Annotated in this window: 16 protein-coding genes; 9 read left to right on the top strand and 7 right to left on the bottom strand. The window is 57.1% G+C overall.

What is annotated here, in order from left to right; translation table 11 throughout:
* Positions 1–145: 145 nt before the first annotated feature.
* A complete protein-coding gene (locus Poly24_RS04685) occupies positions 146–1,177 on the bottom strand; it encodes an agmatine deiminase family protein (RefSeq protein WP_145091180.1) in 1,032 nt (343 codons plus the stop codon).
* Between the two features lie 152 nt (positions 1,178–1,329).
* Positions 1,330–2,394: a tetratricopeptide repeat protein gene (locus Poly24_RS04680; protein ID WP_145091177.1), complete on the bottom strand. Its 1,065-nt coding sequence runs from the start codon at positions 2,392–2,394 to the stop codon at positions 1,330–1,332.
* A 381-nt stretch (positions 2,395–2,775) separates the two neighbouring features.
* Here Poly24_RS04680 and Poly24_RS04675 point away from each other — a divergent pair, with 381 nt between their 5' ends.
* Both Poly24_RS04675 and folP read left to right on the top strand, forming a co-directional pair.
* Positions 2,776–3,117, top strand: coding sequence for a hypothetical protein (locus Poly24_RS04675; RefSeq protein WP_145091174.1), 342 nt, complete (start codon positions 2,776–2,778; stop codon positions 3,115–3,117).
* A gap of 83 nt (positions 3,118–3,200) precedes the next feature.
* Positions 3,201–4,061: a dihydropteroate synthase gene (gene folP / locus Poly24_RS04670; protein WP_231753466.1), complete on the top strand. Its 861-nt coding sequence runs from the start codon at positions 3,201–3,203 to the stop codon at positions 4,059–4,061.
* 42 nt (positions 4,062–4,103) lie between these two features.
* Here the strand turns inward: folP and Poly24_RS04665 are convergent, their stop codons facing one another.
* From Poly24_RS04665 to Poly24_RS04650, 4 genes are all read right to left on the bottom strand, one after another.
* The gene (locus tag Poly24_RS04665) at positions 4,104–4,892 is read right to left on the bottom strand and encodes an ABC transporter ATP-binding protein (protein ID WP_197452324.1); all 789 of its coding nucleotides are present in this window, start codon (positions 4,890–4,892) and stop codon (positions 4,104–4,106) included.
* A 570-nt stretch (positions 4,893–5,462) separates the two neighbouring features.
* Complete coding sequence (locus tag Poly24_RS04660) at positions 5,463–7,691, bottom strand: HlyD family efflux transporter periplasmic adaptor subunit (RefSeq protein WP_145091168.1); 2,229 nt, start codon at positions 7,689–7,691, stop codon at positions 5,463–5,465.
* Positions 7,688–8,824 (bottom strand): HlyD family secretion protein, encoded by a 1,137-nt coding sequence (locus Poly24_RS04655; protein WP_145091164.1) that lies wholly within the window; start codon positions 8,822–8,824, stop codon positions 7,688–7,690. The genes Poly24_RS04660 and Poly24_RS04655 overlap by 4 nt, the downstream gene beginning before the upstream one ends.
* Positions 8,825–8,838: 14 nt before the next feature.
* Positions 8,839–10,746, bottom strand: a complete 1,908-nt coding sequence (locus tag Poly24_RS04650) for an efflux RND transporter periplasmic adaptor subunit (RefSeq protein WP_197452323.1) — start codon at positions 10,744–10,746, stop codon at positions 8,839–8,841.
* Between the two features lie 337 nt (positions 10,747–11,083).
* Here Poly24_RS04650 and Poly24_RS04645 point away from each other — a divergent pair, with 337 nt between their 5' ends.
* On the top strand, positions 11,084–12,931 hold the full coding sequence (locus Poly24_RS04645; protein ID WP_145091158.1) for a TolC family protein: 1,848 nt from the start codon (positions 11,084–11,086) through the stop codon (positions 12,929–12,931).
* A gap of 304 nt (positions 12,932–13,235) precedes the next feature.
* On the opposite strand, the gene Poly24_RS04640 is transcribed toward Poly24_RS04645, so the two are convergent.
* Positions 13,236–14,882: a serine/threonine protein kinase gene (locus Poly24_RS04640; RefSeq protein WP_145091156.1), complete on the bottom strand. Its 1,647-nt coding sequence runs from the start codon at positions 14,880–14,882 to the stop codon at positions 13,236–13,238.
* 290 nt (positions 14,883–15,172) lie between these two features.
* Here Poly24_RS04640 and flhA point away from each other — a divergent pair, with 290 nt between their 5' ends.
* From flhA to Poly24_RS04610, 6 genes are all read left to right on the top strand, one after another.
* Complete coding sequence (flhA, locus tag Poly24_RS04635) at positions 15,173–17,317, top strand: flagellar biosynthesis protein FlhA (protein ID WP_231753465.1); 2,145 nt, start codon at positions 15,173–15,175, stop codon at positions 17,315–17,317.
* 86 nt (positions 17,318–17,403) lie between these two features.
* Positions 17,404–18,690, top strand: a complete 1,287-nt coding sequence (gene flhF / locus Poly24_RS04630) for a flagellar biosynthesis protein FlhF (protein ID WP_145091153.1) — start codon at positions 17,404–17,406, stop codon at positions 18,688–18,690.
* Between the two features lie 205 nt (positions 18,691–18,895).
* Entirely contained in the window at positions 18,896–19,165 is a 270-nt protein-coding gene (locus tag Poly24_RS04625; protein ID WP_145091150.1) for a hypothetical protein, read from the top strand.
* A 102-nt stretch (positions 19,166–19,267) separates the two neighbouring features.
* Entirely contained in the window at positions 19,268–20,062 is a 795-nt protein-coding gene (locus tag Poly24_RS04620; protein WP_145091147.1) for a FliA/WhiG family RNA polymerase sigma factor, read from the top strand.
* A 1,308-nt stretch (positions 20,063–21,370) separates the two neighbouring features.
* On the top strand, positions 21,371–23,098 hold the full coding sequence (locus tag Poly24_RS04615; RefSeq protein WP_145091144.1) for a cyclic nucleotide-binding domain-containing protein: 1,728 nt from the start codon (positions 21,371–21,373) through the stop codon (positions 23,096–23,098).
* Positions 23,099–23,118: 20 nt separating this feature from the next.
* The gene (locus tag Poly24_RS04610) at positions 23,119–23,937 is read left to right on the top strand and encodes a hypothetical protein (RefSeq protein ID WP_145091141.1); all 819 of its coding nucleotides are present in this window, start codon (positions 23,119–23,121) and stop codon (positions 23,935–23,937) included.
* Positions 23,938–23,939: the final 2 nt, after the last annotated feature.

Here is a 23,939-nt window from a genome sequence, read left to right as displayed (position 1 = left end):
TAGTTCACCGATCTTCCGTAGACGACGCCATCCTATAGAAAGCAATGTCTCCAATCGAGTATTTAGCTAGCATCCGGTTCTTCTCGATCGATCAGGCAATCCGACACAACCGCCGCGGCATCGCAGCGGATTCTATCCGCGACGATCAGTCTAAAGGCCGCGGACGTGGCTGCTGTTGGCTCATACAGTGAAACGCACCAAGGCCCCAACTGAGCGCCGAGGCATCCAACGGCACGACATCATGTTTGGGAAACAGGTTGCGGAGGATTGCGACCGCTTGATCGTCATTCTTTGAATCGGCAAAGGTCGGCACAAGAACTTGAGGTCCACTGATCAAGAAATTGCAATAACATTCCGGCACCCGCTGGCCATCAACATCGCGCGGCGAGGGAATTGGCAGCCGATGCACGTTGACATTGCCGCCCGCCTGATCGGCCCAACGTCGCAATTGATTGTAATTTTCTTCCAACGCCGGATAGTTGGGATCGCTCGGTTCGCAAACGGCAATCACCAAGTTCTCGGGATCGACAAACCGCGCCAGCTGGTCGATATGGCCATCGGTATCGTCACCGATCAGCCCGCCGCCGGTAAGCCAGATAAATTCGCGAACCCCCAGCTTTTCGGAAAGCTCCGCTTCGACCTGCGGTTTCTCCCAGCCTGGATTCCGGGTGTCGGTCAGGACGCAATCGGGAGTCAGCAACAGCCGCCCGGTGCCGTCGGTTTCGATCGCTCCTCCTTCCAGACAAAGCGTCGAAGGAATCCGCGAGACGCCGATCTGACCGAGAATCTTTTCAGCGGCAACCGCATCGCAATCCCAGGGTGGATACTTTCCACCCCAAGAGTTGTAGCGCCAATCGACACCAGCGAGCGAACCATCGGCGGCCTGCACAAACGTCGGTCCGTAGTCGCGGATCCAACAATCGTTGGTCTCCACGTCGACGATTTCCAGATCGGCAATCCCCTTCAGTGCCTGCTGAGCTTCCGCAGCAACCGATGCTCCAGCCAAGACGCGTACCGGAGTGCCCAGTGCGATCTGGCGGGCCAAATTGGCAAAAGCTTTCGGAACCGGTTCATAGAGCCCCGGCCAGGTCTCGCGGTTATGCGGCCAGGAGAGCCAGAGAGCCGACTGGGGTTCCCATTCGGCGGGCCAGCGAACGGAGGAAACAGGGTGTGTCATGAAGATGGTTGGATGGCGATGGTGATCGCGACGCGTTGCGGATGAAACTGCAATGGTCCCATCGATACTGCCACTGCGACGTCGCTTTGGATATTGCGTGCGAAAGGAAATCACACCCGGAAAACGTCTCCTTTATACCGCGGTCGCAAAGTTCAACCAGACACCATGGCGGACGAATCTGTGGCGTTACGGGGCGCGATGGTGGCCGAGGAGGGAATCGGACTTTGGTAGTTCCAGCCCTCCTCGGGGTCGGGAAGGTTGAAAGCGTCGTGATACTCCCGCTGGCGGGCCTCGATCCAAACCAACGTCTTCTGAAACAATCGGGAATCGCGTCTTGAGAGCGTTTCGGTCGCCAAGCGTTTCGCCTGGACAAAGTCTTGCCGCGCGACCGCGGCGATCGCCAGATTGTGCATCGCCGCCAGCTGTCGCGGGTGCGCTTCCAACGCCTCACGCCAACAGGCTTCGGCTTGCATCCAATCTCCATTCAATGCGTGCTGGTTACCCTGCCGCGTCCGTTTGGCTCCCAGCGAGCCCCACGGGACGGCCAGTTCGACTTGGAATTGGTCGACAAACGGCATCAAGAGCTTCCATGTTTCGCGTCCGGCCGCCGCCTGCAATTGCTGACGCAGCGGTTTTTCCCGATCAGCCAAATCAGGATAGGAACGATCGATAAAGGATTTTGACACCGACAGCGGATTGGCCCACAACGTTTCGCCCGACGCGACATCGATCAACCGCCAAGAGAACGCCAAAATCGGATCGTCGTTGCGGTTCTCCAAAATCTGTCCCAACTTGAACTGGAACGCGGGATCGTCGGGAGCCAACGCCTTCTCTTGACCTGTAAAAGGATCGTTTAAAACTTCGCCGACCAGGACAAAATCAACTCCCGCCCGACGCGCGACCGGTAACAAAGCAAGATCGCTTGGCGCGCGATCTTCGAACGAAACCAATTGGATCGTGTCCGCCTGCGACATTTCATATTGCGAGACCAACTGAGTCTGTTGCGGCAATTGAGGTTGTTCGTTGGCGATCGCTTGCGTTAATTCCCCAGCCAGTGCCGGCGCCCCGACCAACGGCGAAACCGCAACGCGTTTGCCCACACCGTCAGCCGCCAGCGGCGGCTGCCAAACATGGACTCCAGTTCCCACGCGACACCCCAGAAGCATCGGCATCAAGCTGAAGCAGAGGATCGTAAAGCGTCTTTTTTGCTCGGACATGCACCCGGGGTTCCGAAGAAATTGAAATGAATCGGTTCATCAACGGCCTGCGTAAACCGGTCCGCCCCCCCCGGTCAAGTGAAACTGGGCGATCCAGGAACGACGGGGAAAAGAAACGGGCAAATGCCCAGCTGTCTTTGAAAATATCCAGGCACAACCTACCGTTAGGCATTTAACGGTTATCGGTTTTATAAGCAAAATGCTGATCAGATCGCGATTGCCAGGAGATTTCGGAAAGAATCTTTTTTAGCGCGGTTGGATTGCCCCCTTTCGCGTTAACATATTGTTAATGAAAATCTGCTTAGGGGACTACGGAGAGTCTTAAGGCGTGGAGGGATTCAAATTTCTACAAAATTTCGTAGTGCAAAGAAGGTGAAGACGATGTTACGTGTAAGTTTGTTGTGTGCGTCGCTGATGGTGATGTTTTTGGTTGTAGGCTGTGAAGAAGCGACCAAGATGAAGGACGATGCATCGACCGCGACCGAAGAAGCGGTTGGTGAAATGACCTCTCACGCTGAAGAAGGCGCGGACAAAGCGGGCGACGCTGCATCGGATACGATGGAAGCCGCCAAAGCAACCGCTGACGATGCGGTAGAAACCGTTAAGGAAAAGACCGGCGAAGCGGTTGAAGCTGTCAAAGAAGCAACCAGCGATGCAGCTGCTGCAGCCAAGAAGAAGGTCAACGAAGCTGCCGACGCTGTCAAAAAGGCAACCGACGAGTAATCGTTTCCAACGTAGCTTTCCTGTCCTGCCCAATAATGCTCCGCGATTTATATCGCGGAGCTTTCTTTTTATCGGAACCGATCATGTCGCCGATCTGGAAACTGCCCGAACGTTCCATAGCACTGGACCATGGCCCTGTCGTGATGGGCATTCTGAACGTTACGCCCGACAGTTTCTCGGACGGCGGACGGCTAGCCGATTGCACCGCGGCGGTCGACGCGGCTTTGGCAATGGAAGACGCTGGCGCGGGGATCATCGATATCGGCGGCGAAAGCACGCGTCCCTATGCTCCCGCCGTCGATGCCGATGAGGAACTTCAACGCGTGGTGCCAGTGATCCAACGACTGCGTGGCCGACTGGCATGCCCAATCTCGATCGACACTTCCAAGGCAGTGGTTGCCCAAGCCGCCATCGATGCGGGAGCTGAGATCATCAACGACGTCACAGGGCTCCAGGGAGATCCGCAGATGTTCGACGTTGCCGCTCGCAACAAGGTGGCGATCTGCGCGATGCACATGCAAGGAAGTCCGCAAACGATGCAGGACAATCCTCACTACGACGACGTCGTTCGCGAGATCTACCAATACCTAGAAGCCCGCAAACAGCAGTGCCTGGCTCATGGAATCGATTCCCAACGGATCTGTCTTGATCCGGGCATCGGATTTGGAAAAACGCACCAACACAATATCGCCCTGCTGCAAGGGGCGGCAGAGTTCTTGAAATTGGGCGTGCCAATTTTGATCGGGCACTCGCGGAAAGGGTTTATCGGGAAACTAACCGGCGACGATCTGACGCTTCGCGACGCCGGAACCGTGGGAGTTTCACTGGCCATGGCCGCTGCGGGAATGCACATCCTGCGAGTTCACAACGTCGCGATGACCGTCGCTGCGTTGAAGCTGTTTCAGCAGTCCCGGCCACCACACGCGATCGAGGGTGCACGGTAGTCTCTCGATTTCGCGCTGCCATCACGGCCTATCCGAGTCCAATCACGCCGCATGCGTTCGCGATTCTTCGTCCAGGAACGCGGTGATTTGCTGTTGCAAATCGCCATAGCGAGGATGACTTAACACATCGGCCCGAACACGAGGCCGTTCAAACGGAACGTCAAATATCTTGCCGACCGTTGCTTTCGGACCATCGGTCATCAGCACCACGCGGTCGCTTAAAAGCAGCGCTTCTTCAATGTCTCGAGTGATCATTAACGTCGTCAACGAATGCCTGGCGTGCAGATCCAACAGCACTGTCTGAAGATCCATCCGCGAGGAAGGATCCAGCAATTCGAAAGGTTCGTCCAACAACAGCATCTTTGGATTCAGTGCCAACGCACGTGCAAGCCCGACGCGTTGTTGCGCCGCGAGTGTCAGCGACATCGCCTTCTGAGAACGAACCTCGGACAATCCCAACTGGCGAACATAATCGTCAACGATCGCTTCGCACTGCGCGCCACTGGCGTCGCGATGCGATTGGTGAACCGAAAGCATCACGTTGTCGAACACCGTCATCCAAGGCAGCAGGCCCGGGGACGAAAACAGGACACGCCGGTCGGCTCCCGGCCCCTCCACCCCATGGCCATCGACAAGAATACCGCCATCGGTGATCGCGGTTAATCCAGCCACCATCGTCAGGATTGTACTCTTGCCGCAACCTTCGTGTCCCAACAAAGAAACACACTCACCTTTGGCAATGTTGAGATCAAAATTCTCGACAATCACTGTCCGGCCATGCGGCTCTTGATATGTCTTGCCAACCCCGGAGAGCTCAACGAAGCTACCCATGTTGTTACTGCCTTTCTCTGCCCTGAAGTGACGAGATCCCACACGTTCTTCTGACGACGCGGCACAACAAATCTCCATACCGGCCACCATCCCATTCGAACTCATCACAAGATCTTGTCAGCGTCTCGACGTTACGCGAAAAATTTGGTTTTGATTCCCAAGCGGTTGCACCGACCCCTACCGCATGGGCCGAGTTGTCGCAGCGAAGCGAGACGCCTCACCCGAACGCTTCCCAACCATTGCAGCTGACATGCCAAACGCTGGCCAATCGTCAAAATCAAGTCGTAAGGGAATTTCCGCAGCCCCACACGACCACCATAAAACGAAATAACGCCAACAAATCGCCACATTACCGGGGCTCTCTACCCCGCTAACCCCACATCGCCCCCTTTAACCAACGGGATATTAAAACGCCGCAAAGAAGGCAAAATGACTTTTATCAAAATCTTTTGCCTAGAAGAAAAGCACGCAAGCCCAACGCTCAGGCAGTGACAAGGCAACGCGGATGCGTGCCCCCCTGGCGACGCGCAAACGGGGATGGGAAGACCACCCTGACAGACATGCAAACGATCAAGGATTCAGTTCGAACCGTATCGAATCGGCAAGAAATCGTGCCAGCCGCTCAAGCAAAGATTGAGCGCCCACATGAACCTGGGCGACGCCGGTCACACGCAGCGGAAGCAGGCAGGAGTTGTCAGACAACGCGACGAGAATCTGATAGGTCGGTTCGAGCGGCTTATCACCACCAGCGACGCTTGGTTCCACAGCAACGCGTTGATTGACAACCAATTCCCGAGGCAAATGGGCCACGGGTTGCGCATCGACCTGGATGACTTCTCCTTGCACTTTCCCTCCCGAAGCTCCGGGAACATGTAGCGTGACGGATTGCCCAGGACGGACAAAACCGATCTCGCGGTGCGAGGCAAACAGGGCGACGCTGCGTCCGTTGGGCGAACCGATCGAACACAGCGGAGTTCCGCGAGGCAAGAAGCAGCCCCGATTGTGCGGTTGCAATAACGTTCCCGACCAGAGATGCGCGTCGGTCGATTCGTCCATTGCAATGCTTCGCGATGCGGCGGCAAACACCAGCCCGCTTTTGGGAGCCATGATCTGCAACGCATCGCGTTCGCGTTTCCGCAGGGCGATTTTCTTTTGTGTCGCCGCGACCAGGTCGCGCAGCGGAGGGATCTGGGCGGCGAACTGAGGATCCTCGCTGCGCAACGACATCACCCGATCCAGTCGTTGCACGAGTTCCGCCGCTTGAGCTGCCAGGGATTCCAATTCCAGATCCAGATCGCGATTCCGCAAACGCGCGATCACATCGCCGGCGTCGACCGGCGTGCCTTCACCGACGACCGACAACAAAATTCCAGGTTGCACGACAAAGATATCCTGCTGGTCGACCGCCTTGGCAATGAACGGCAGACTGATCCGCTGGGGCCAGGGAAATAACAGCCCGGCGATCGCCCCCCCCCACAGCACTAGATTGCCTATCGCAACGCGACCGCCTCGCATTCTCCGGCGTTCGATATTCGATAGACGCAGTGAACCGATCTGGCGACAGCCGCCACGGAGCAAGCCAAACAACATCGGTGCGGTCACCAACCAAGCGAGGATTCGCAGATCATGCGCGATGGCCACTTTATGAATTGCAAAGAGAATCACGCCGATCACCATCACCCGATAACAGAGGCTCGCTACGGCGTATGCGATCAACAGACCTTCGGATCGCCGGGTTTGATCGTTGCGTATTGCAGGAGACAATCCGGTCAGCAGATGCTTGATGCGTCGCAGCAACGCCGCCGAACTCTCACCCGCCAAGTTGGGAATTCGCAACAGATCCGAAAGGATGAAGTAGCCATCGTAGCGCATCAAAGGGTTGCCGTTAAACAACAACGTGCTGACGCTACAGACAACGATGATCGACAAACAGGCCCAGTGCAGTGGTCCATCGACCGTGATCGCCCACAGCACCGCGGCAGTCGCAGCGATCCAAAGTTCGGCCAAAATCCCTGCGGCAGAAATTGCAATCCGTTTGCTGCGCAGCGGCTGCAGCCAGGCATTGGAAACGTCGCAATACAGGCACGGGATCATGACCAAAAACATCAGCCCGATCTCAGTACACGAACCGCCATAGCGACGGCAGGTTACCGCATGGGCCAATTCATGCACGATCTTGGTGATTGCGATCACGAGGATCACCACGCCCATCATGCCAGCCGAAGCCCAGGCCTGCGATTGCTGAAGTTCCAACAAAAAGGTATCGGCTCGCAGCCCAACGAGCACGGCTGCCCAAAGCATCCACATCACGGCCAACCCCAGCGTCAGCGGCGCAAAGATCCAACGGGTCTTCGGTTCGATCCAATCCAGCAGCGGATCGGGATTAACGCCCGGCAAACGGATTGCCAACGGCGACAGCAGCCCCTTGCGAAACCCACCGCGCGAGCGCGCCGCGGAAAGTTCAGCGGTTTCCGTCGACGCTCCTGAACGCTGCAGCAAACCACTGCGTTGCGTTTGAGCCAAAAACGCAACCAAATGATCGGGGGACAAAACGTCATTGCCGTGATGCCGGCGATAGTCCGCAGCGATCGCGTCGGGAGACCGCCCATCCAACGCCGACAGCACCGTGAACTCGCGCTCACTGAAATAGAAAAAATCACCAGCGATCGGATCCTTGGTCACCCACAACGTCCGATCTCCCATCTGCAAACGACGATGAATCAGATCCTCGCGCAGCACCAACCGGGGCCGCTTCGCGGACGATGCAGGAACGTTGCTCGGATCGATCAACCCGTTCACGGTTCGGTTGTCGCTCCATCGGCTTGGTCCTCGGGGTCCTCCAAAACCTCGGGCAGATGGATCGTCATCGTCCCCTGCATCCCGGGCCACGCCTGATGTTTCGGGTTGTCGAATTCAGCCCAGATCGCCACTTCGTTGTTCACCGCATCGACTTCGGGGGAGACAAACGAGACCTGGCCTTGAAACACCAGCGATTGCTTGCCAAAGCCATCGACATGGATCTCGGCTTGGCATCCCACCAAATTCCCGTGAAGCCATCGCGTGGGCAGGAACCCTTCGACACGCATGCGATCCAACCGCAACAGACGCAAGATTGGATCGCCTTGCTTGACCCATTCTCCCTGTTGACGAAACCGTTCGACAACGATCCCGGCAAACGGAGCTTGAACACGATGCTGGTCCAAATTCAGGCGTGCCGCTTCGAGCGAGTTTTGGTACAGGTCGGCATTCAATTGTGCCAGTTGCAGTTCGGTTTTTGCTTGCTGCAATTCGATCATCAATTGCTCGGTCGACAACCGATGCGACTGCAGCGATTCGTCCGACGCAGCCGCAGCCAGCAGCTCTTGCTGACGCTGAAACTCGGCCTGTTGCGATTCAAGTTCCGCCTGCTGAAAGGCCAGCGACAAGCCTTCGATTTCCGACTCCGATACGCTATCGGCAAACACATCGTGTGCGCGCCGCGCGCGTTCCAGTTCGTTTTTTGCAACCGCACTCGACTTTTCAGCAGCTTCCACCGCCAATCGGTTTTCGGCTAACCGATGGGCAGCGTCGTTTTCGATCGCGTATTGTTTGTTCGCTTGTCGTGCCACTTCCAACCGCTTCTCGGCCAATTGGATTTCGCCACGATTGTTCACCTCCTGCAACGCGACTTCATACTCGATCTTGGCGCGCTGCAAATCGATGTTGGCATTTCGATCGTCCAACGTAGCCAACGGTTGATCCTTGACAACCGAAGCCCCCTCTGCGACGGAAATCTCCGCCAACAGGCCCGCTTTAGGAGCGGCCAGTTCGACGTCGGCAATGCGTTTCACAAACACCCGCTCGAGAAACAAAGGTTCTCCAGCCAGCATCGATGACGACGCGGTCGCTGCCAGAACCAAGAAGGCCAAAGACCTTCGATGGAATGAGACCATGGGGTTCGTCTCCGTTAAAAGTAAAAATGGCTTTGACAAAATTCGATCAGCTCGCGGAACCAGATAAATGCCAACGATCGCCGACCGCAATCGATGCGCGCGACCACTCCCGCGCCGATCCGCGGATCATGCAGCACACCGTCATCGATCGCTGCGGTCACCAACACCGTGGTGCGTCCCTGCGGATCGATCTGCGATGATTCGGCAATCTCCTGAACCACCGCCGACATCACTTGACCGGGCTCGCTGCGAATCCGAAACCGAACATCCAACGGATCACCATGCCGGGCTCGGATCACATATCCGATCAAGCCATCGGGAACATCCAGCCTCAATTCCCATGCCGAATTCGCATCGATGACATCCATCAAGTGCTGCCCATGGGTGACGGGACGGTCTCGCAGTTCTTGCTGCAAGTCCCAACGCTGCACCGTGCCGGACAAAGGACTTGTGATGTCAAGCTGCTTGCGATGGTCGAGCAGCACGTCGCGTTGTCGCTGCAAACCGACAAGCTGAATTTCGAGATCCTGTTCTTGCGCCGAAAGCTCTCCACCGCGCCGACGTTCCGCGTCGCGAGCCCCTTGGCTGCGAGCCGCCTGCGCCGAAGCCAGTTGCGACTGCAACGTTGCGATCTGCCCCTCCAGTTCACTGGCACGCAATTCCAATTCCGGATCGCGAATCGACAGCAACCGCGCCCCTTCGGTCACCGCAGCCCCATGCGCCACGTACATCGCGTCGATCACGCCATCGCTGGGAGCAAAGAGACCTCGAGAAGCGACCGGATGCAGCTGTCCATCAACCGAAATCCACAAGTCGCCGGGAATCCATAGAAGCCCCATCAACGCAACGCAACAGACCATCGCCCCTACCGCCATGGAGCGCGCTGGCGAAGCGTGGCGGACCGGCCGCAAAAACTTCCTCCAACCGCGTTCCTGTCGATCGACCAAATGCCTCAGCACCGGCAAAGCCTGGCTTGCGATACCGCGATCCCGCGGTGTGGTCGTGCGATCAACGGTAAATCGTTCCAGCACGATCGCCGTGGGATGGGACTGCAATCGTGGGAGATCCAATTGAACGTCCACCTGTCGACACTCCGATTCGTCGACGAATTGCACGAGGGTTTCATCTTCGGCGAAGGGGCAGGGCATGCCCATCGCATACGAAAGCGTTCCGCTGCCTTGCGCTAATTTGGTGACCAACCCCGCCATGCGACGGACAACGAGAGCGCGATGGTCGATGTTACCGGCCGGTGCCATTGCCAACAAACGCGATGCGCCCGCTTGATACTGCAACAGGCTGACACGGTCGGCGCTGGTCGCGTCCAACAGCACTGCGGCCAACGAACGCAAGGCTTCATCCGAGGACGACGCATCCACGATCAGATCGAGGAAGGCTTGACTGGGATCGGTCGCCGTTGGCCGCTGGGAAAGGGTTTCAAACCGATGGCGAACCCATCGATTACCCACGATTTCGGCAAAGCCTTCAAGGATCTCCTGACGTTGGCGGATCACAGCCGGAGACGCGTCGGGTTCGACCGCAGCATCGACAACCAAAAAACTTTCGGGGCCGCCGCAATAGTTGGCGACGATGCGCGTCCCGGCAGTCGCCGATTTGCTGGCGTCGGGTATCGCGCAAGGGAACGATGCCGACGTGCCGGCGGCGACTTGTTGCAAAACTTCGGGCAGGGGATGGGGTAATTCGCTCTGCCCGTTTGGTGAACGCGCCAGCAAAGAGAGTTCCTCCAGCTCGCGACACCACAGCGCCGCGGCGGTTGCGATCCCCTCCTCGACCAACACTTCGATCAGTTCAAAGAACAGGGTGCTGCTAACGTCAGGCTGACTGCAAACGCGATCGACCTGCGCAAAGAACCGCTCCACGTGCGGATGCGGCAGCAAGTTTTCGGCTGGATTCATAGGTTGCATAAAACGATTCCCTAGCATTCATGCTATCAAGCCGCTCGCCACACGCTGCGCAGAGGGCAGAAAACCATTTTGATTTCGCCAAAAGCCGGCATTACAGCCGCTACATCGAGAGTATCGATGACGCAAACCACAGCGATCGCTGGCAACGCCGACAAGATACGAAGACTATCGCGACATTGACAGTTATCCCGGTTGCAACGTCCGATCGTCGACGAACCATGGTCGGTTGTGCGAATCGCATCGGTTCGAATGGATTTGATACCTCCCTTGGTTCGACCAAGGAGGATTGGACAAGTTGTTCTCTTATTGACACTTCGAATGGGCATTCGGATGCACCATGATTGATCACCATTCAACCTGCGTCACACAATCGCACCCCCCGACGGCACACCGGCAAATGCTGGTGTGGGGCTGGGCGATTGTCACGATCGCGCTTTGCGCCGCAGGTTGTCGCACCTTGGAACAAACGCCGCAGACCATTTGTAACGATACCACGGCCGTCGATGCTGTGATGTGTCGGGTCGATTCGGGAAATGCTGGCAGCGTGGCGAGCACCGAAGATCAGCGGCCGTTGACGCTGGAAGACTTTCAATCGGGCAGCGAGATCCACTATTGGGAGCTCACGCTGGAAGAAGCGATATCGACCGCGCTGACCAACACCCAGGTGTTGCGCGATCTGGGAGCGACGATTCTGCGGTCGCCCGATCTGATGATGACCGAACAGAGCCGGCCTCTGCAGCAGACCGATCCACGCTTTGGAATGGAAGGGGCACTCAGCGCCTTCGACGCGCAACTTGATATTTTGGCGACCTTTCAGAACAACGACCGTCGCTTTAACAACCGCTTTTTCGGAGGCGGATCGAACGTCTTCACGCAAGATCGCCACGACTACATTGCTCAATTGAGCAAGCGAAGCGCCACCGGTGCCGAATTCGCACTCCGTAGCATCAGCGACTACGACGCCAACAACGCGACGGGCAACATCACCCCCAGCGCGTGGCAGCAACAATTCGAAGGGGAGGTCCGACAGCCGCTGCTACAAGGTGGCGGTTTAACCTTCAATCGCATCGCCGGTCCCGGCAGCGTACCGGGCGTCTATAACGGTGTTTTGATCGCCAAAGTCAACAGCGATATCAACGACTTAGAATTTGAATTAGCGTTGCGTCGGTTTGTCAGCGACGTCACCAATGCCTATTGGGACTTGTACTTCGCCTATCGCGACTTCGACGCCAAGCACTTTGCTTTGGAAAAGAGTCGTGAAACGTGGTTGAACTACGAGGCGCAGAAAGTCGCCAACCGGCGTTCAGGTGCCGCCGAAGCGCTCGCTCGCGAACAATTCTTCCGCTTTCAATCCGAACTGCAGGATGCGATCGCAGGCAAAGCGACTCAGCGAACCGAATCGGGCAGCGGAACTCAGGGGGGCGTGTTTGCTGGCGTCGGAGGTGTCCAAGCTGCCGAACGTAAACTACGGCTAATGATTGGGCTGCCGCAGCGTGGCGAACAATTGCTGCGCCCCAGCGATGAACCGATCGCAGCACCGATCCGATTCGATTGGGACTCGATCGCCGCCGAGGCCTTACGCGATCGCGCTGAACTGAGAAAACAGCGGATGGTGGTCGAACGACGCCGCTTGGAATGGATCGCCGCCAAAAACTTCCTGTTGCCTCAATTGGACATGATCGGCCGCTATCGCTACCGCGGACTCGACAAAAACTGGATCGGCGATGATTCGGCGTTTCGGGACCTCGGCAGCGGAAACTTTCAAGAATGGGAAGCCGGGTTCGAACTGTCCTTGCCCGTCGGATTTCGTCAGGCGCATGCGGCGGTGCAAAATGCCAGGCTGCATTTGGCACGAGAACAGGCCGTGCTGACCGAACAATCGCGGCGCGTAACCCATGACCTGGCGGCGATGGTCGCCGAAGCGGATCGCGCGTTCCAGCAAACCCAAACGAACATGAACCGCTTTCTCGCTGCAGCCGATGCTGTCGAAGCACTCGAAGCAAACCGCCGCGCTGGCCTTCCGGTGAACCTGGAACAATTATTAGATGCCCAACGCCGGCTTAGCGATGCCCAAACCCTCTACTTCACGGCGAAGACCGAATACGCAATCGCGTTGAAAAACATCGAATTCGAAAAAGGCTCGCTGTTGCGAAGCAGTCGGCTGTATCTCGCGAGCAACCAATAGTTGCTTCGGCAGAATGGCCTAAGCCAAGACAAAATTGTCGGGCCTCCTGCGATACGACGACTGAAAGGCGCGACTTCGCAGTCAAGTGCCTCCCCTACGTTGGTCCGATCGGACTGATCTCTGTTGCGAAGCAAGCAACGGCATCTCGCTAGCAACCATTCGTCGCTTCGGCTGAACGGCATAAGCCAAGACAAAATCGTCGGGTGTCCTGCAACGCGACGCTTGAATAACGCGACGCGGGAACAACGCGGATCCTCGCTCGACGGACTCGCCGACGCGGGGAAGATCAACCTGAGCTGGCGTGCTAGAACGCGTGGATGTTCTCAGCATCTACCATCGAACGCACTTGGCTCATCGCCGATTCATCGTCGGCATCCACCGACGCAAAGATCAGCACGCGGTCGTTTTGAGCGACGGCTTGCAATTCTCGCAAGAACTGCCAACTCGCCGCGTCAGCATGCTGCAAGTGTTCGATGCACAGAACGATCGTGCGGTCGTCTGCCAGGGTTTGGAAGAGCCACGCTAAATCGCTCAGGCCAGTCTCTCTCGCCCCGTTGAGAGAGGTGGCCTGAGCGAAACGCGTGTGAGATGACGCGAGGATCCCCAAAATCGGCCATTGGGCGATTGCGGGGGAATCTTGCAGCAACGGCCATTCGCTGCGCAAGCAAGGATCCAGGTTTTGCAACCATTGCCCCAGTTCGCTGACGATCGGATTGATCGCACGATGAGAAAAATGCTCGTCGGTGCAGGTCTGCCCTTTGAGCACAAGGTAGTTTTCGTCTCCTGAAAGCGCGACCATCGCGTCTCCCAACGAGGCTTCCGAGGTCTCTTGAAGCGCCATCACGACCAAGCCGCTTTTCGCCGAACTCGCTTTGACACACCGACGCAGCTGGCTTTGCAAACCATCCTCGGATGCGGGCGCAGCGGGTCGGTTCGTCGCCGCGTCGGGACTCAAATATTCGAGAATCGATTCCGCCGAAGGGCGTTGGTCGGGATCGAAAGCGTTGGTTCCAATGCACAGATTGACCAAGTCGCTTGGCGTTCCGAAGGGCAACTGTTGCGTCAGCTGTTCGGCGATTCGAGCGTCGGTCCAATCGGGTTGGGTCGGAAGATCGATACAAGGCAAACGCCCCGCCAGCAGATAGAACAGAACACGGCCGAAACTGTAGATGTCCGACGCCGTTGTTTGACAGCAGGTCAGCGCAATTTCGGGGGCCAGGTAACGGAAGGTCCCCAGTTGCAATTCGGGATTGTTCCAATTGCCCAGTGTTCGAATTCGCGTGGCCAGTCCAAAATCGATCAGCTTCAATTGTCCGGAGTCATCGACCAGGATGTTGTTCGGTTTGATATCGCGATGCATGTAGTTCTGTTTGTGCAGGACATCGAGCACCTCAGCCAGTTGGGTGATCGCTTCATAGACGCGGTCCAGCGATGGCAATTGCCCCACCGGAACGCCTTGTCGAACCCAGCGATCGATGGAGGACCCCGAAATCATCTCCTGCGCCAGCACGTGGACATCGCCCACCGCATGCAACGAGCGTGCTTGCACGATGCGTGGATCGGCGATCCTGCGAATCAAACGGAACTCGCGATCCATCAGGTCGTTGACCCAAGGACTGACAATCCGAGGAACCTTGAGCGCAAAATCTTGATTCGCCGAATCGGTTGCGTGATAGACATGCGCCACCCCTCCGCTTCCCAGCGGCGCTTGGATTGTGAACATCCCAAACTGCGATCCGGGTTGAAGCACTTGCAACAAAGGCCCGTCGAAGATCTTTTGGCTGGCAAGATTCCGCGGAACCGAAACGGTGGAGCCTTGCTCCCCATCGGGAAAGTTGTTGGTGTCATCAACCTGGCACAGGCTATCGAGAAAAGCTTGCGCCATGCGCTGCGTGTGCTCGGAAACAACCCGTTTGGGATGTAACGCCAGTGCATTGATTCGTGCGGACATTAGGACAACCTACTGAACCACTCACCCCAGTTGGGGAGAGTTCAACTAAAAAATATCGTCACCTATTGCACTAATGCGTTTAGACGCCAAATCGCGACAAAGAAAATCGACTTTTTTTGAACTCATCCGGCCGCAGTTCCGTCTAACCGGCCTTTCGAGCACCGCAACCCATTGCCATTACACGACTTATCCAGAAACGCTTCAAACGATCTGGACCCTGACTGAACGATTGACTACGCTCCTGCCGCCATGCGGCCATAGGTCGATCCGAATTTTCGGATCGGGGCCGTATGGGTTTCAACGAAACCCACGCTCGCGATCGTTTGATCATGAACCTGCTGCTTCGCTACCGAGATCTCATCCTGCCGCTGGGCATCATTGGCTCATTGGTAGTCATTCTGGTTCCGTTGCCACCGGGGCTGATGGATATTTTGCTGTCAGCAAACATCACCGTGGCGGTGATCGTGTTGCTGACGACGGTTTATGTCCCCAGCCCGCTGGAATTCAGCGTCTTCCCCTCCCTTCTTCTGGCGACAACCCTTGCCCGTCTGGTGCTCAATGTCGCCACCACGCGTCTGATCCTGACGGGAGCGGGCGATCGGCAGATGGAAGCTGCCGGGGGAGTGATCCAGAGTTTCGGCGAGTTCGTTTCGGGGGACCGCGTGGAAGTCGGTCTGATCATTTTTGTGATCATTGTCGTTATCCAGTTTGTCGTGATCACCAAAGGTTCGACGCGGATCAGTGAAGTCGCCGCCCGTTTCGCATTGGACGGGATGCCAGGTAAACAGATGTCAATTGACGCCGATCTGAGTGCAGGGATCATCGACGAAAAAGAAGCCCAACAACGCCGGCTGGACGTCACCAATCAGGCCGATTTCTATGGAGCCATGGACGGTGCAAATAAGTTCGTCCGCGGCGATGCGATCGCCGGTATTATCATTACCGTGATCAACGTAATCGGCGGCCTGTATGTCGGTATCGTGCAAGCGGGCATGAGCCTGGCCGATGCCGCAGCTCTCTTTACGAAACTGACAATCGGTGACGGCTTGGTCAGCCAGGTGCCCGCGCTTTTGATCTCATTGGCCGCCGCGTTGTTGGTCACGCGAAGCACGCAAAAATCGAATCTACCTGTCGAATTCCTAACCCAACTGTTCAGCAATCCTCGCGTTTTGACCGTTGCTGGCGCGTTCCTGTTCATCATGTTGATGACCAATCTGCCGACCCTGCCAATGGCCACGATCGGGCTTGGATGCATTGGATTGGCCGTGGTGATGAATCGAACGGCCGTCAACAAGGAGCAACGGCAACAGCAGCAATCGGCCGACGAAGCCGCCGCCAAGGCGGCTCCCGAAGAGCCACGCGTCGAAGATCGCTTGGCGATCGATCCGATGGAGGTCAATCTGGGACTGGAGCTGATCCCGCTGGCCAGCCCCGCCAAGGGAGGCGATCTCATGGATCGGATCAGCGGAATCCGTAATCAGATTGCGTCCGACATCGGCATCATCCTGCCCAAGGTCCGGGTCCGCGACAATCGCAACATGCCCGACTACAAATATGAGATCCGCATCGCGGGCAATCCCGTCGCCCAGGGGATGGTCCAACCAGGACACCTGCTGGCGATGGAGCAAGGTACAACCACCGGAGCGATCGAAGGCCAACCGACCCGCGATCCAATGTACAACCAGCCCGCCGTCTGGATCGATCCGACGCGCCGCGAACAGGCGATGATCTACGGCTACCGGATCGCCGAACCGGGAAGCGTGATCACCACGCATCTGAAGATGATCGCCAAGCGATACGCCGAAGAATTGCTCTCACGCGACGCGACCAAACATCTGATCGACGAACTGAAAACGTCATCCCCCACGGTCGTTGACGAATTGATTCCCGGCGTGATGAAACTTGCCGAGGTGCAACAGGTGCTGCAGATGTTGCTCCGCGAAGACATTCCGATTCGTCAGCTTTCCACGATCCTGGAAACGCTGGGCGATTACGCGTCCAAAACCAAAGACCCCATCTGGTTGACCGAATACGTCCGTCATCGCCTGGCACGTACGATCAGCACCCGCTATCGCGACGAACACGACCGTCTGCATGTCGTGACGATGGATCCCGCCTTGGAAGATCGCATCGCCGCAGGCATCGAACACACCGATCGTGGCCTGTTCATTCGGATGTCTCCGGCTGCCGTCGAGATCACATGCAGTCGACTGGGGGATGAATTGAAAAAGCTGACCGCGGCCGGGCACCCTCCCGTCGTCTTAGTCAGCCCGCGGATTCGGCCCGGTTTGCGACAATTGACAAATTCGTCGTTGCCTCGAATCCATATCCTTTCGTACAACGAGATCACCCAGGACACCGCGATCGAATCGATCGGACTGGTTACCGATCCTCCCGCGAAAGAACCGCCGGTCAATCCAAAGCCCAAGGGCTAGCTGAATCTCCTCGGTTTTTAATGCCAACACCACCCATTTCCCCAGCGAACAGACGCCTCGGTCAACCTTACGAGGAATAATCGACGATGCACATCCGTACTTTTCAAGCACCGACGCTGCAAGAGGCGCTCGCCGAGATCCGTCGTCAGATGGGTAGCGATGCGACCGTGCTGCACACGCGCGACGTTCATCGCGGGATGTTTGGGTTGCTGGGAAAGTCGCACGTTGAAGTCACCGCCGGATTAAAACCCAAACCGGTCCACCCACCTCGAGCGTCCCAACCTCCAGTCCCCTCAGCGAGCGAAGCACCGCAAACAGGCAAGCCCGTAGCGGAACGCTCCTCGCCTGAAGTGCGGCACTTGACCGAACAGGTCAGTCGGTTGTCCAAAGTCGTCCAAGCGTTGGAGCACGCGCACTCAGTAAAACAGACGCCCGTCACCGCGGTCCCGGAAGTCCGCAGCCCCGACGCGCGGGTCGCCAAGGCCTTGAACGATCACGGTATCGATCGCTCCAACGCCGATTGGATCGCCAGTCAAATCGCGATCGATGACGCCACGAGCGACGAAAATCTTTTGCCCGTGCTGCGGCAACGCCTTCGCAAACGCTACCGCACCACCGGCCCCATCGATGTTCCGCGCGATTCCCAACGCATTGTCGCGTTGGTTGGTCCGACGGGTGTCGGGAAAACGACCACGATCGCAAAACTAGCCGCTGGTTTCCGTCTGTTGGAGAAACGGTCGGTCGGTCTGATCACGATCGACACGTTCCGAATCGCGGCGGTCGATCAACTGCATAAATATGCTCAAGTGATGCAACTGCCGATGGAAGTTGTCGCCGGTGCCGATGAGATGCGGGCGGCGATGCAACGTCTACGCGATGTCGATCTGATTTTGATCGACACCGTCGGCCGCAGCCCACGTGATCATCAACAATTGGAAATCACTCGAAAATTGTTGGCACACGCCAAGCCACACGAAACCCATCTGGTCCTTTCGGCCACTTCATCGCGATCGGCAATCGAATCGGCGATACAGAATTTTGCGGTGCTGGATCCGACGGCGGTGATCATTTCCAAACTGGATGAAGTGGAACGGCAGCCCGACCTAATATGTTTCTCCGATGCGGGCGTGCCACCGATCAGCTATGTCACGACCGGACAGAACGTCCCCGACGACATCGATCTGCCGCAACCAAGTCGTTTGATCGAATTAGCGCTCGATGGCGGCCGGCACCCGTCTTCGGAACCCGCATTCATCGACGATTCCAAACGGCCCGAGCGGCGTGAACGCGCATCGGACACGAGGGAAGCGACCGCGAATTCGGCGGCGGAAAAGTCGACGGCACCGCGCAATTTGCTCTTGCCATCAAACTAGAAATCTACGCAAAAAAGATGCCATTGGCGGGCAAAACATTCCGAGAGTCGGAAAAAAAACGTTCGCACTAAAATAAAATTTTCAGAAACTGATCGAACGGACTGAACAAGTGAACGCGAGATGGACGATACCAGTAGAGCGGCGACTTTTCCCCTGTGGAAATGTATCGCACGGCTTTGACGTATGGTGTCGGAGGATTCGCCTGGTGGCTCGTTCGTACGCGGTTTCGCTCGGAGCAATTGCTCTCGGACTAATCGCCTTGCGAGGTGCTATCAACAGCAACGATCTTTCGTCTGTCGTCACGTTAGGGTTGATTGGTATGGTCGTGGCCTGTGGTGTCGGTTATATCATCGGTGCGATCGCGGACCAAGTGATATGTCAAACAGTGGAAGCTCGATTTAGGCAACGTTTGGCTGAAGTGATTGAGCACTTCAACAAAATGGAAGCCGATAAACAAAATTCCCGCACGTCATAGCGTTTGTGGGCAAACTGAATTTCTTTTCGTCAGCGGCATGGATGCTCGCAGCGGAGTGAAGTTCATATGAAAACGTGCCGGTGAAGATCACGGAGGATTTGGATGGCAACGAAGACGGCAGCTGAATTAGAAGAAATCCAAGAGATTTGGGATCAATATAAAGCGAATCCAGAGGTTCGCGATGAGTACCTGCGCAATCGGCTGGTCGAAAACTACATGCCTTTGGTTCGCTATAACGGCGAACGCATCTGGCAGCGGTTGCCCGAAGGCGTGGAACTCGACGACCTGATCAGCGCAGGAATCTTCGGCTTGCTGGACGCGATCGATGCGTTCGACCGCTCCCGCGGTGTCAAGTTTGAAACCTACTGCGTTCCGCGGATTCGTGGGGCGATGCTCGACGAACTGCGATCGATGGACTGGGTTCCGCGTTTGGTTCGCAGCAAGGCGAGCAAGCTGAACGAAGCGAACAAGAAACTGAACGAGAAGCACGGTCGTGCTCCTACCGTTCAAGAACTGTCGGAATTCATGCAGATCACCGTTCCCGAAGTGGAAAAGTGGCAGCAGGAAGCCAACGCCGTCGGTTTGGTCAGCCTGAACAAGAAATGGTACGAAACCGATAGCTACAAAGACGTTCGCGAAATCGACGTCCTGGAAGACAAAAAGGGTGAAGACCCCACGCGCCGCGTTCAAAAGAACGACCTGATGCGTCTGGTTACGAAAGGCCTCAATCGCAATGAGCGTCTGATCATCATCCTGTACTATTACGAAGAACTGACGATGAAGGAGATCGGTGCCACGTTGGACCTTTCCGAAAGTCGCGTCAGTCAGATGCACAGCAGCATTGTTGCCCGCCTACAGCAACAATTGGGACCACGCCGCGTCGAGTTCGGCGCCTAGTCCTTAAGCTCTGCCCACGCAATCGATACGCTCGCAAAAGGCGACCCTCCACGGGGTCGCCTTTTGTCGTTTCCGGCGACCGATGGTGGCTCCAAGCACCTGGTGATACCACCACTTCACCCGCCCGGCGAAGCTGGGAGGGTCGGAAAACGTACGTCTAGCGAGTTTTCCGGGGAGGGCAGATCACCCGATGCCACAACGCAGATCTGAACAGAACTCCCCTCCCCGAACATCGCTTCGCTCGTTCGCCCCTCCCCCGCAAACTGCGTTTGAGGGAGGGTGATATGATTTGCTAACTTCACCCGCCCGGCGAAGCTGGGAGGGTCGGAAAACGTGCGTCTAGCGAGTTTTCCGGGGAGGGCAGATCACCCGATGCCACAACGCAGATCAGAACAGAACTCCCCTCCCCGAACTTTGCTTCGCTCGTTCGACCCTCCCCCGCAAACTGCGTTTGGGGGAGGGTGAAATGATTTGCTATCTTCACCCGCCAGGCGCAGCTGGGAGGGTCGGAAAACGTGCGTCTAGCAAGTTTTCCGGGGAGGGCAGATCACCCGATGCCACAACGCAGATCTGAACAGAACTCCCCTCCCCGAACTTTGCTTCGCTCGTTCGCCCCTCCCCCGCAAACTGCATTTGAGGGAGGGTGAAATGATTTGCTATCTTCACCCGCCCGGCGAAGCTCGGAGGGTCGGAAAACGTGCGTATAGCAAGTTTTCCGGGGAGGGCAGATCACCCGATGCCACAACGCAGATCTGAACAGAACTCCCCTCCCCGAACATCGCTTCGCTCGTTCGACCCTCCCCCGCAAACTGCGTTTGGGGGAGGGGGAAATGATTTGCTATCTTCACCCGCCCGGCACAGCTGGGAGGGTCGGCAAACGAGCCTTCAGCGAGTTTTCCGGGGAGGGCAGATCACCCGATGCCACAACGCAGATCTGAACAGAACTCCCCTCCCCGAACTTTGCTTCGCTCGTTCAACCCTCCCCCGCAAACTGCGTTTGGGGGAGGGTGAAATGATTTGCTATCTTCACCCGCCCGGCGAAGCTGGGAGGGTCGGAAAACGTGCGACTAGCAAGTTTTCCGGGGAGGGAACGCCAGAGGCGTCCAACGCGGATTGAATCGCAAAACGCCCCTCCCCCGCAAACTGCGTTTGGGGGTGGGGGAAGCAGTCGCTGACGAGTGGAACCACGACAACTTCGTCACGTTTCCCTATGCCTACGAAAGCAAAATTTATAGCATTGACGCAGGTCGGCAATCTCCTTCAAAATGCCGCTACTTCACTCTCCCCCACTTTCAGCGAGACCCACGGATGGGCACCACCTCGACCATCGAAATACGTCGACCGCAGCGCTGGGATCAACCCTTTGATCCCGACATGCAGGACCGCGACGTACAGTGGCTCAGTTCATTGTCCCCCTTTTCCGAGATGGATAAGGCAGCCTTCCCTGCCAGCACGCCGCTCGACGGCGTGCTCCGCAACGATTGCCGGATCCGCCACGTGCAACCGGGCGAAGTGATCGTCCGCGAAGGGGATTACGGCAACAGTGCGTTCCTGGTCATCGCCGGCAGTGTTCGCGCAGTCCTGGGGCAATTACCACCGCAGTCGCTAGGCCGAACGACCGCGAAACAAAAGGGCTGGCTATCGGCGATCTCCGCACTCTGGAAACAACCGCGATTCCCCGAGGTCCGCACCGTCGACCAGATCACTCCCGGTGGATCGTCGCGCGTCCAACAACACGGGGACACCGCGTCGATCTTTTTGCAAGACTTCGATGGCATCGTCACCCACCAACGGACGCTGCAAATTGGCCCGGGTGAGATGTTTGGTGAGGTGGCAGCGATGTACCGCGCCCCGCGGACGGCAACCGTCGTCGCCGACAGCGAAGCAACGTTGGTAGAAGTCCGCTGGCAAGGGCTGCGTCTGTTGCGACGCGACCGCGTCTTGGCTGAACAACTGGAGCAAAACTACCGCACCAATTGGTTGATGATCCATTTGCGGGAAACGCCGCTGTTCCGCTTCCTGCCGGAGAACTGTTTGCAAAAAGTGGCCGACGCGACGCTACTGCGTTCCTTTGGTCGACTCGAATGGCATTCCGACTATCGCCGCACGCGGAAGCTTCCGCCAGTCGAACAGATCGAATCCGAACCGTTGGTGGCGATGGAAGGGCATCTGCCGACCGATTTGCTGCTGATCCGCAGCGGCTTCGCCCGCGTCTGCTCGCGCCACGGCGAAGGGCATCGCACGCTGGCTTATCTGGGCAAAGGACACATGTTCGGTTTGCGAGAAATCGTTCACAACACCTATCGCGACACCAATCAGGCTCCGGTGACGTTGCAGGAATCGCTGCGGGCCGTCGGATTTGTCGACACGCTGCACATACCGATCGAAGTCGTTGCCGAATACGTGTTGCCCTTCATCCGTCGGTCGGAACTCCCCGATCCAATCTCACGCGACGATCAACAAGCCCGCGCACGGCACGACATCGCATCGCAAGTTCCGACCGGAATGCTGGAATTTATCGTTCAGGAACGACTCAACAACGGTCGCCAGGCGATGGTCATCGACCTGAACGCCTGCACTCGATGCGACGATTGTGTCAAAGCATGCGCGACGACACACAACGGCAATCCGCGATTCACTCGCAGCGGTCCGGCCAACGATGGGATCCAGTTCACGCAGGCCTGCATGCACTGTGCCGATCCGGTCTGCATGATCGGCTGTCCCACCGGCGCGATCTCGCGGCATCCAGAAACCGGTACGGTCTCGGTTCATGAAACCATCTGCATTGGATGTGGTACCTGCGCCGCGTCGTGTCCTTACGAAAATATTCAGATGCGGACGATGCGCGATCCTCAGGGTCGGATGTATTTCGACGAATCGGCGGGTTTGCCGATCATGAAAGCAACTAAATGCGATCTCTGCCAATCACAGCCTTCGGGCCCCGCTTGCCAGAACGCATGCCCACACGACGCCTTGGTCCGGATCGATCTCGGCAACTTGGAAGATCTTAGCGATTGGATCAGCCGACGCCGTTAGCACAAAAAGGTCATTACCCTATGCTTCACAAACGAACGCGACGAACGATCGCCCTGTCGATCACAGCGATTGCGGTGCTGATCGCGGCGGTTGCCACCTGGCTGATCCGCCAGCGACTCGGCCACGCATCGATGGCAACCGGCTGGACGCTGCTGGCCAGTGTCGGGCTACTGATGCTGTTGGGGCTGCGCAAAAAACTTGTGATGTTGCCGATCCTGCCGGTCCGTGTTTGGACCCAGTTCCACATCTACACCGGCCTGTTTGCGTTGGCGATCTATTTAATGCATGTTCCCGTTGTGATCGCGTCAGGCTTTTTTGAATCGACGCTCTCATTGCTCTTCCTTTCGGTTGCGGGCAGTGGTTTGTATGGCGTCTGGATCAGCCGCCGTGGCGCCAAGCGACTGACAGCGATCGCCGGGGAATACCGATTTGATCGTTTCGGCTGGCATCGTCGCACGCTCGCCGATCGGGCAGCGGAAATCCTCACCGAAGTCGGCCAAACGGGCGATGTGCCGGTAATCGCCCAATTTTATCGCGAGCGGCTGCAACATTATTTTTCGACGCGGCCGAGCCTGGCGTATGTGTTGGTCCCGACCAGCCATCGGAAGCGTCGTCTATTGACCGAACTGGGCGAACTCGATCGCTACTTCGCCACCAACGTTAAACAAGCCGCAGGCCGCCTGGCGGCACTGATTCGCACCCGCGACGACCTCGATTATCACTATGCGACCCAATTGCGAATGCGAATGTGGCTGGCGATTCATATCGCGCTGACGGTCGCCATGTTGGTGTTCATCGTGGTGCATGTGTTGATGGTGTTGCGGTTCCAAGGAGCCTGATA

It is taken from the genome of Rosistilla carotiformis, assembly GCF_007753095.1.
In the GTDB taxonomy this organism is placed as follows: domain Bacteria; phylum Planctomycetota; class Planctomycetia; order Pirellulales; family Pirellulaceae; genus Rosistilla; species Rosistilla carotiformis.
The sequence above is the reverse complement of the archived record's forward strand: the minus strand, read 5'-3'. Positions and strand labels throughout refer to the sequence as shown.

Bases quoted from the DNA above. Each gene is read 5' to 3' on its own strand.
- Poly24_RS04680 (WP_145091177.1), bottom strand. From the start codon at position 2,394: ATGTCCGAGCAAAAAAGACGCTTTACGATCCTCTGCTTCAGCTTGATG.
- Poly24_RS04685 (WP_145091180.1), bottom strand. From the start codon at position 1,177: ATGACACACCCTGTTTCCTCCGTTCGCTGGCCCGCCGAATGGGAACCC.
- Poly24_RS04665 (WP_197452324.1), bottom strand. From the start codon at position 4,892: ATGGGTAGCTTCGTTGAGCTCTCCGGGGTTGGCAAGACATATCAAGAG.
- Poly24_RS04620 (WP_145091147.1), top strand. From the start codon at position 19,268: ATGGCAACGAAGACGGCAGCTGAATTAGAAGAAATCCAAGAGATTTGG.
- Poly24_RS04640 (WP_145091156.1), bottom strand. From the start codon at position 14,882: ATGTCCGCACGAATCAATGCACTGGCGTTACATCCCAAACGGGTTGTT.
- Poly24_RS04655 (WP_145091164.1), bottom strand. From the start codon at position 8,824: ATGGTCTCATTCCATCGAAGGTCTTTGGCCTTCTTGGTTCTGGCAGCG.
- Poly24_RS04610 (WP_145091141.1), top strand. From the start codon at position 23,119: ATGCTTCACAAACGAACGCGACGAACGATCGCCCTGTCGATCACAGCG.
- Poly24_RS04675 (WP_145091174.1), top strand. From the start codon at position 2,776: ATGTTACGTGTAAGTTTGTTGTGTGCGTCGCTGATGGTGATGTTTTTG.
- Poly24_RS04650 (WP_197452323.1), bottom strand. From the start codon at position 10,746: ATGCAACCTATGAATCCAGCCGAAAACTTGCTGCCGCATCCGCACGTG.
- Poly24_RS04645 (WP_145091158.1), top strand. From the start codon at position 11,084: ATGATTGATCACCATTCAACCTGCGTCACACAATCGCACCCCCCGACG.
- flhA (WP_231753465.1), top strand. From the start codon at position 15,173: ATGGGTTTCAACGAAACCCACGCTCGCGATCGTTTGATCATGAACCTG.
- flhF (WP_145091153.1), top strand. From the start codon at position 17,404: ATGCACATCCGTACTTTTCAAGCACCGACGCTGCAAGAGGCGCTCGCC.
- Poly24_RS04615 (WP_145091144.1), top strand. From the start codon at position 21,371: ATGGGCACCACCTCGACCATCGAAATACGTCGACCGCAGCGCTGGGAT.
- folP (WP_231753466.1), top strand. From the start codon at position 3,201: ATGTCGCCGATCTGGAAACTGCCCGAACGTTCCATAGCACTGGACCAT.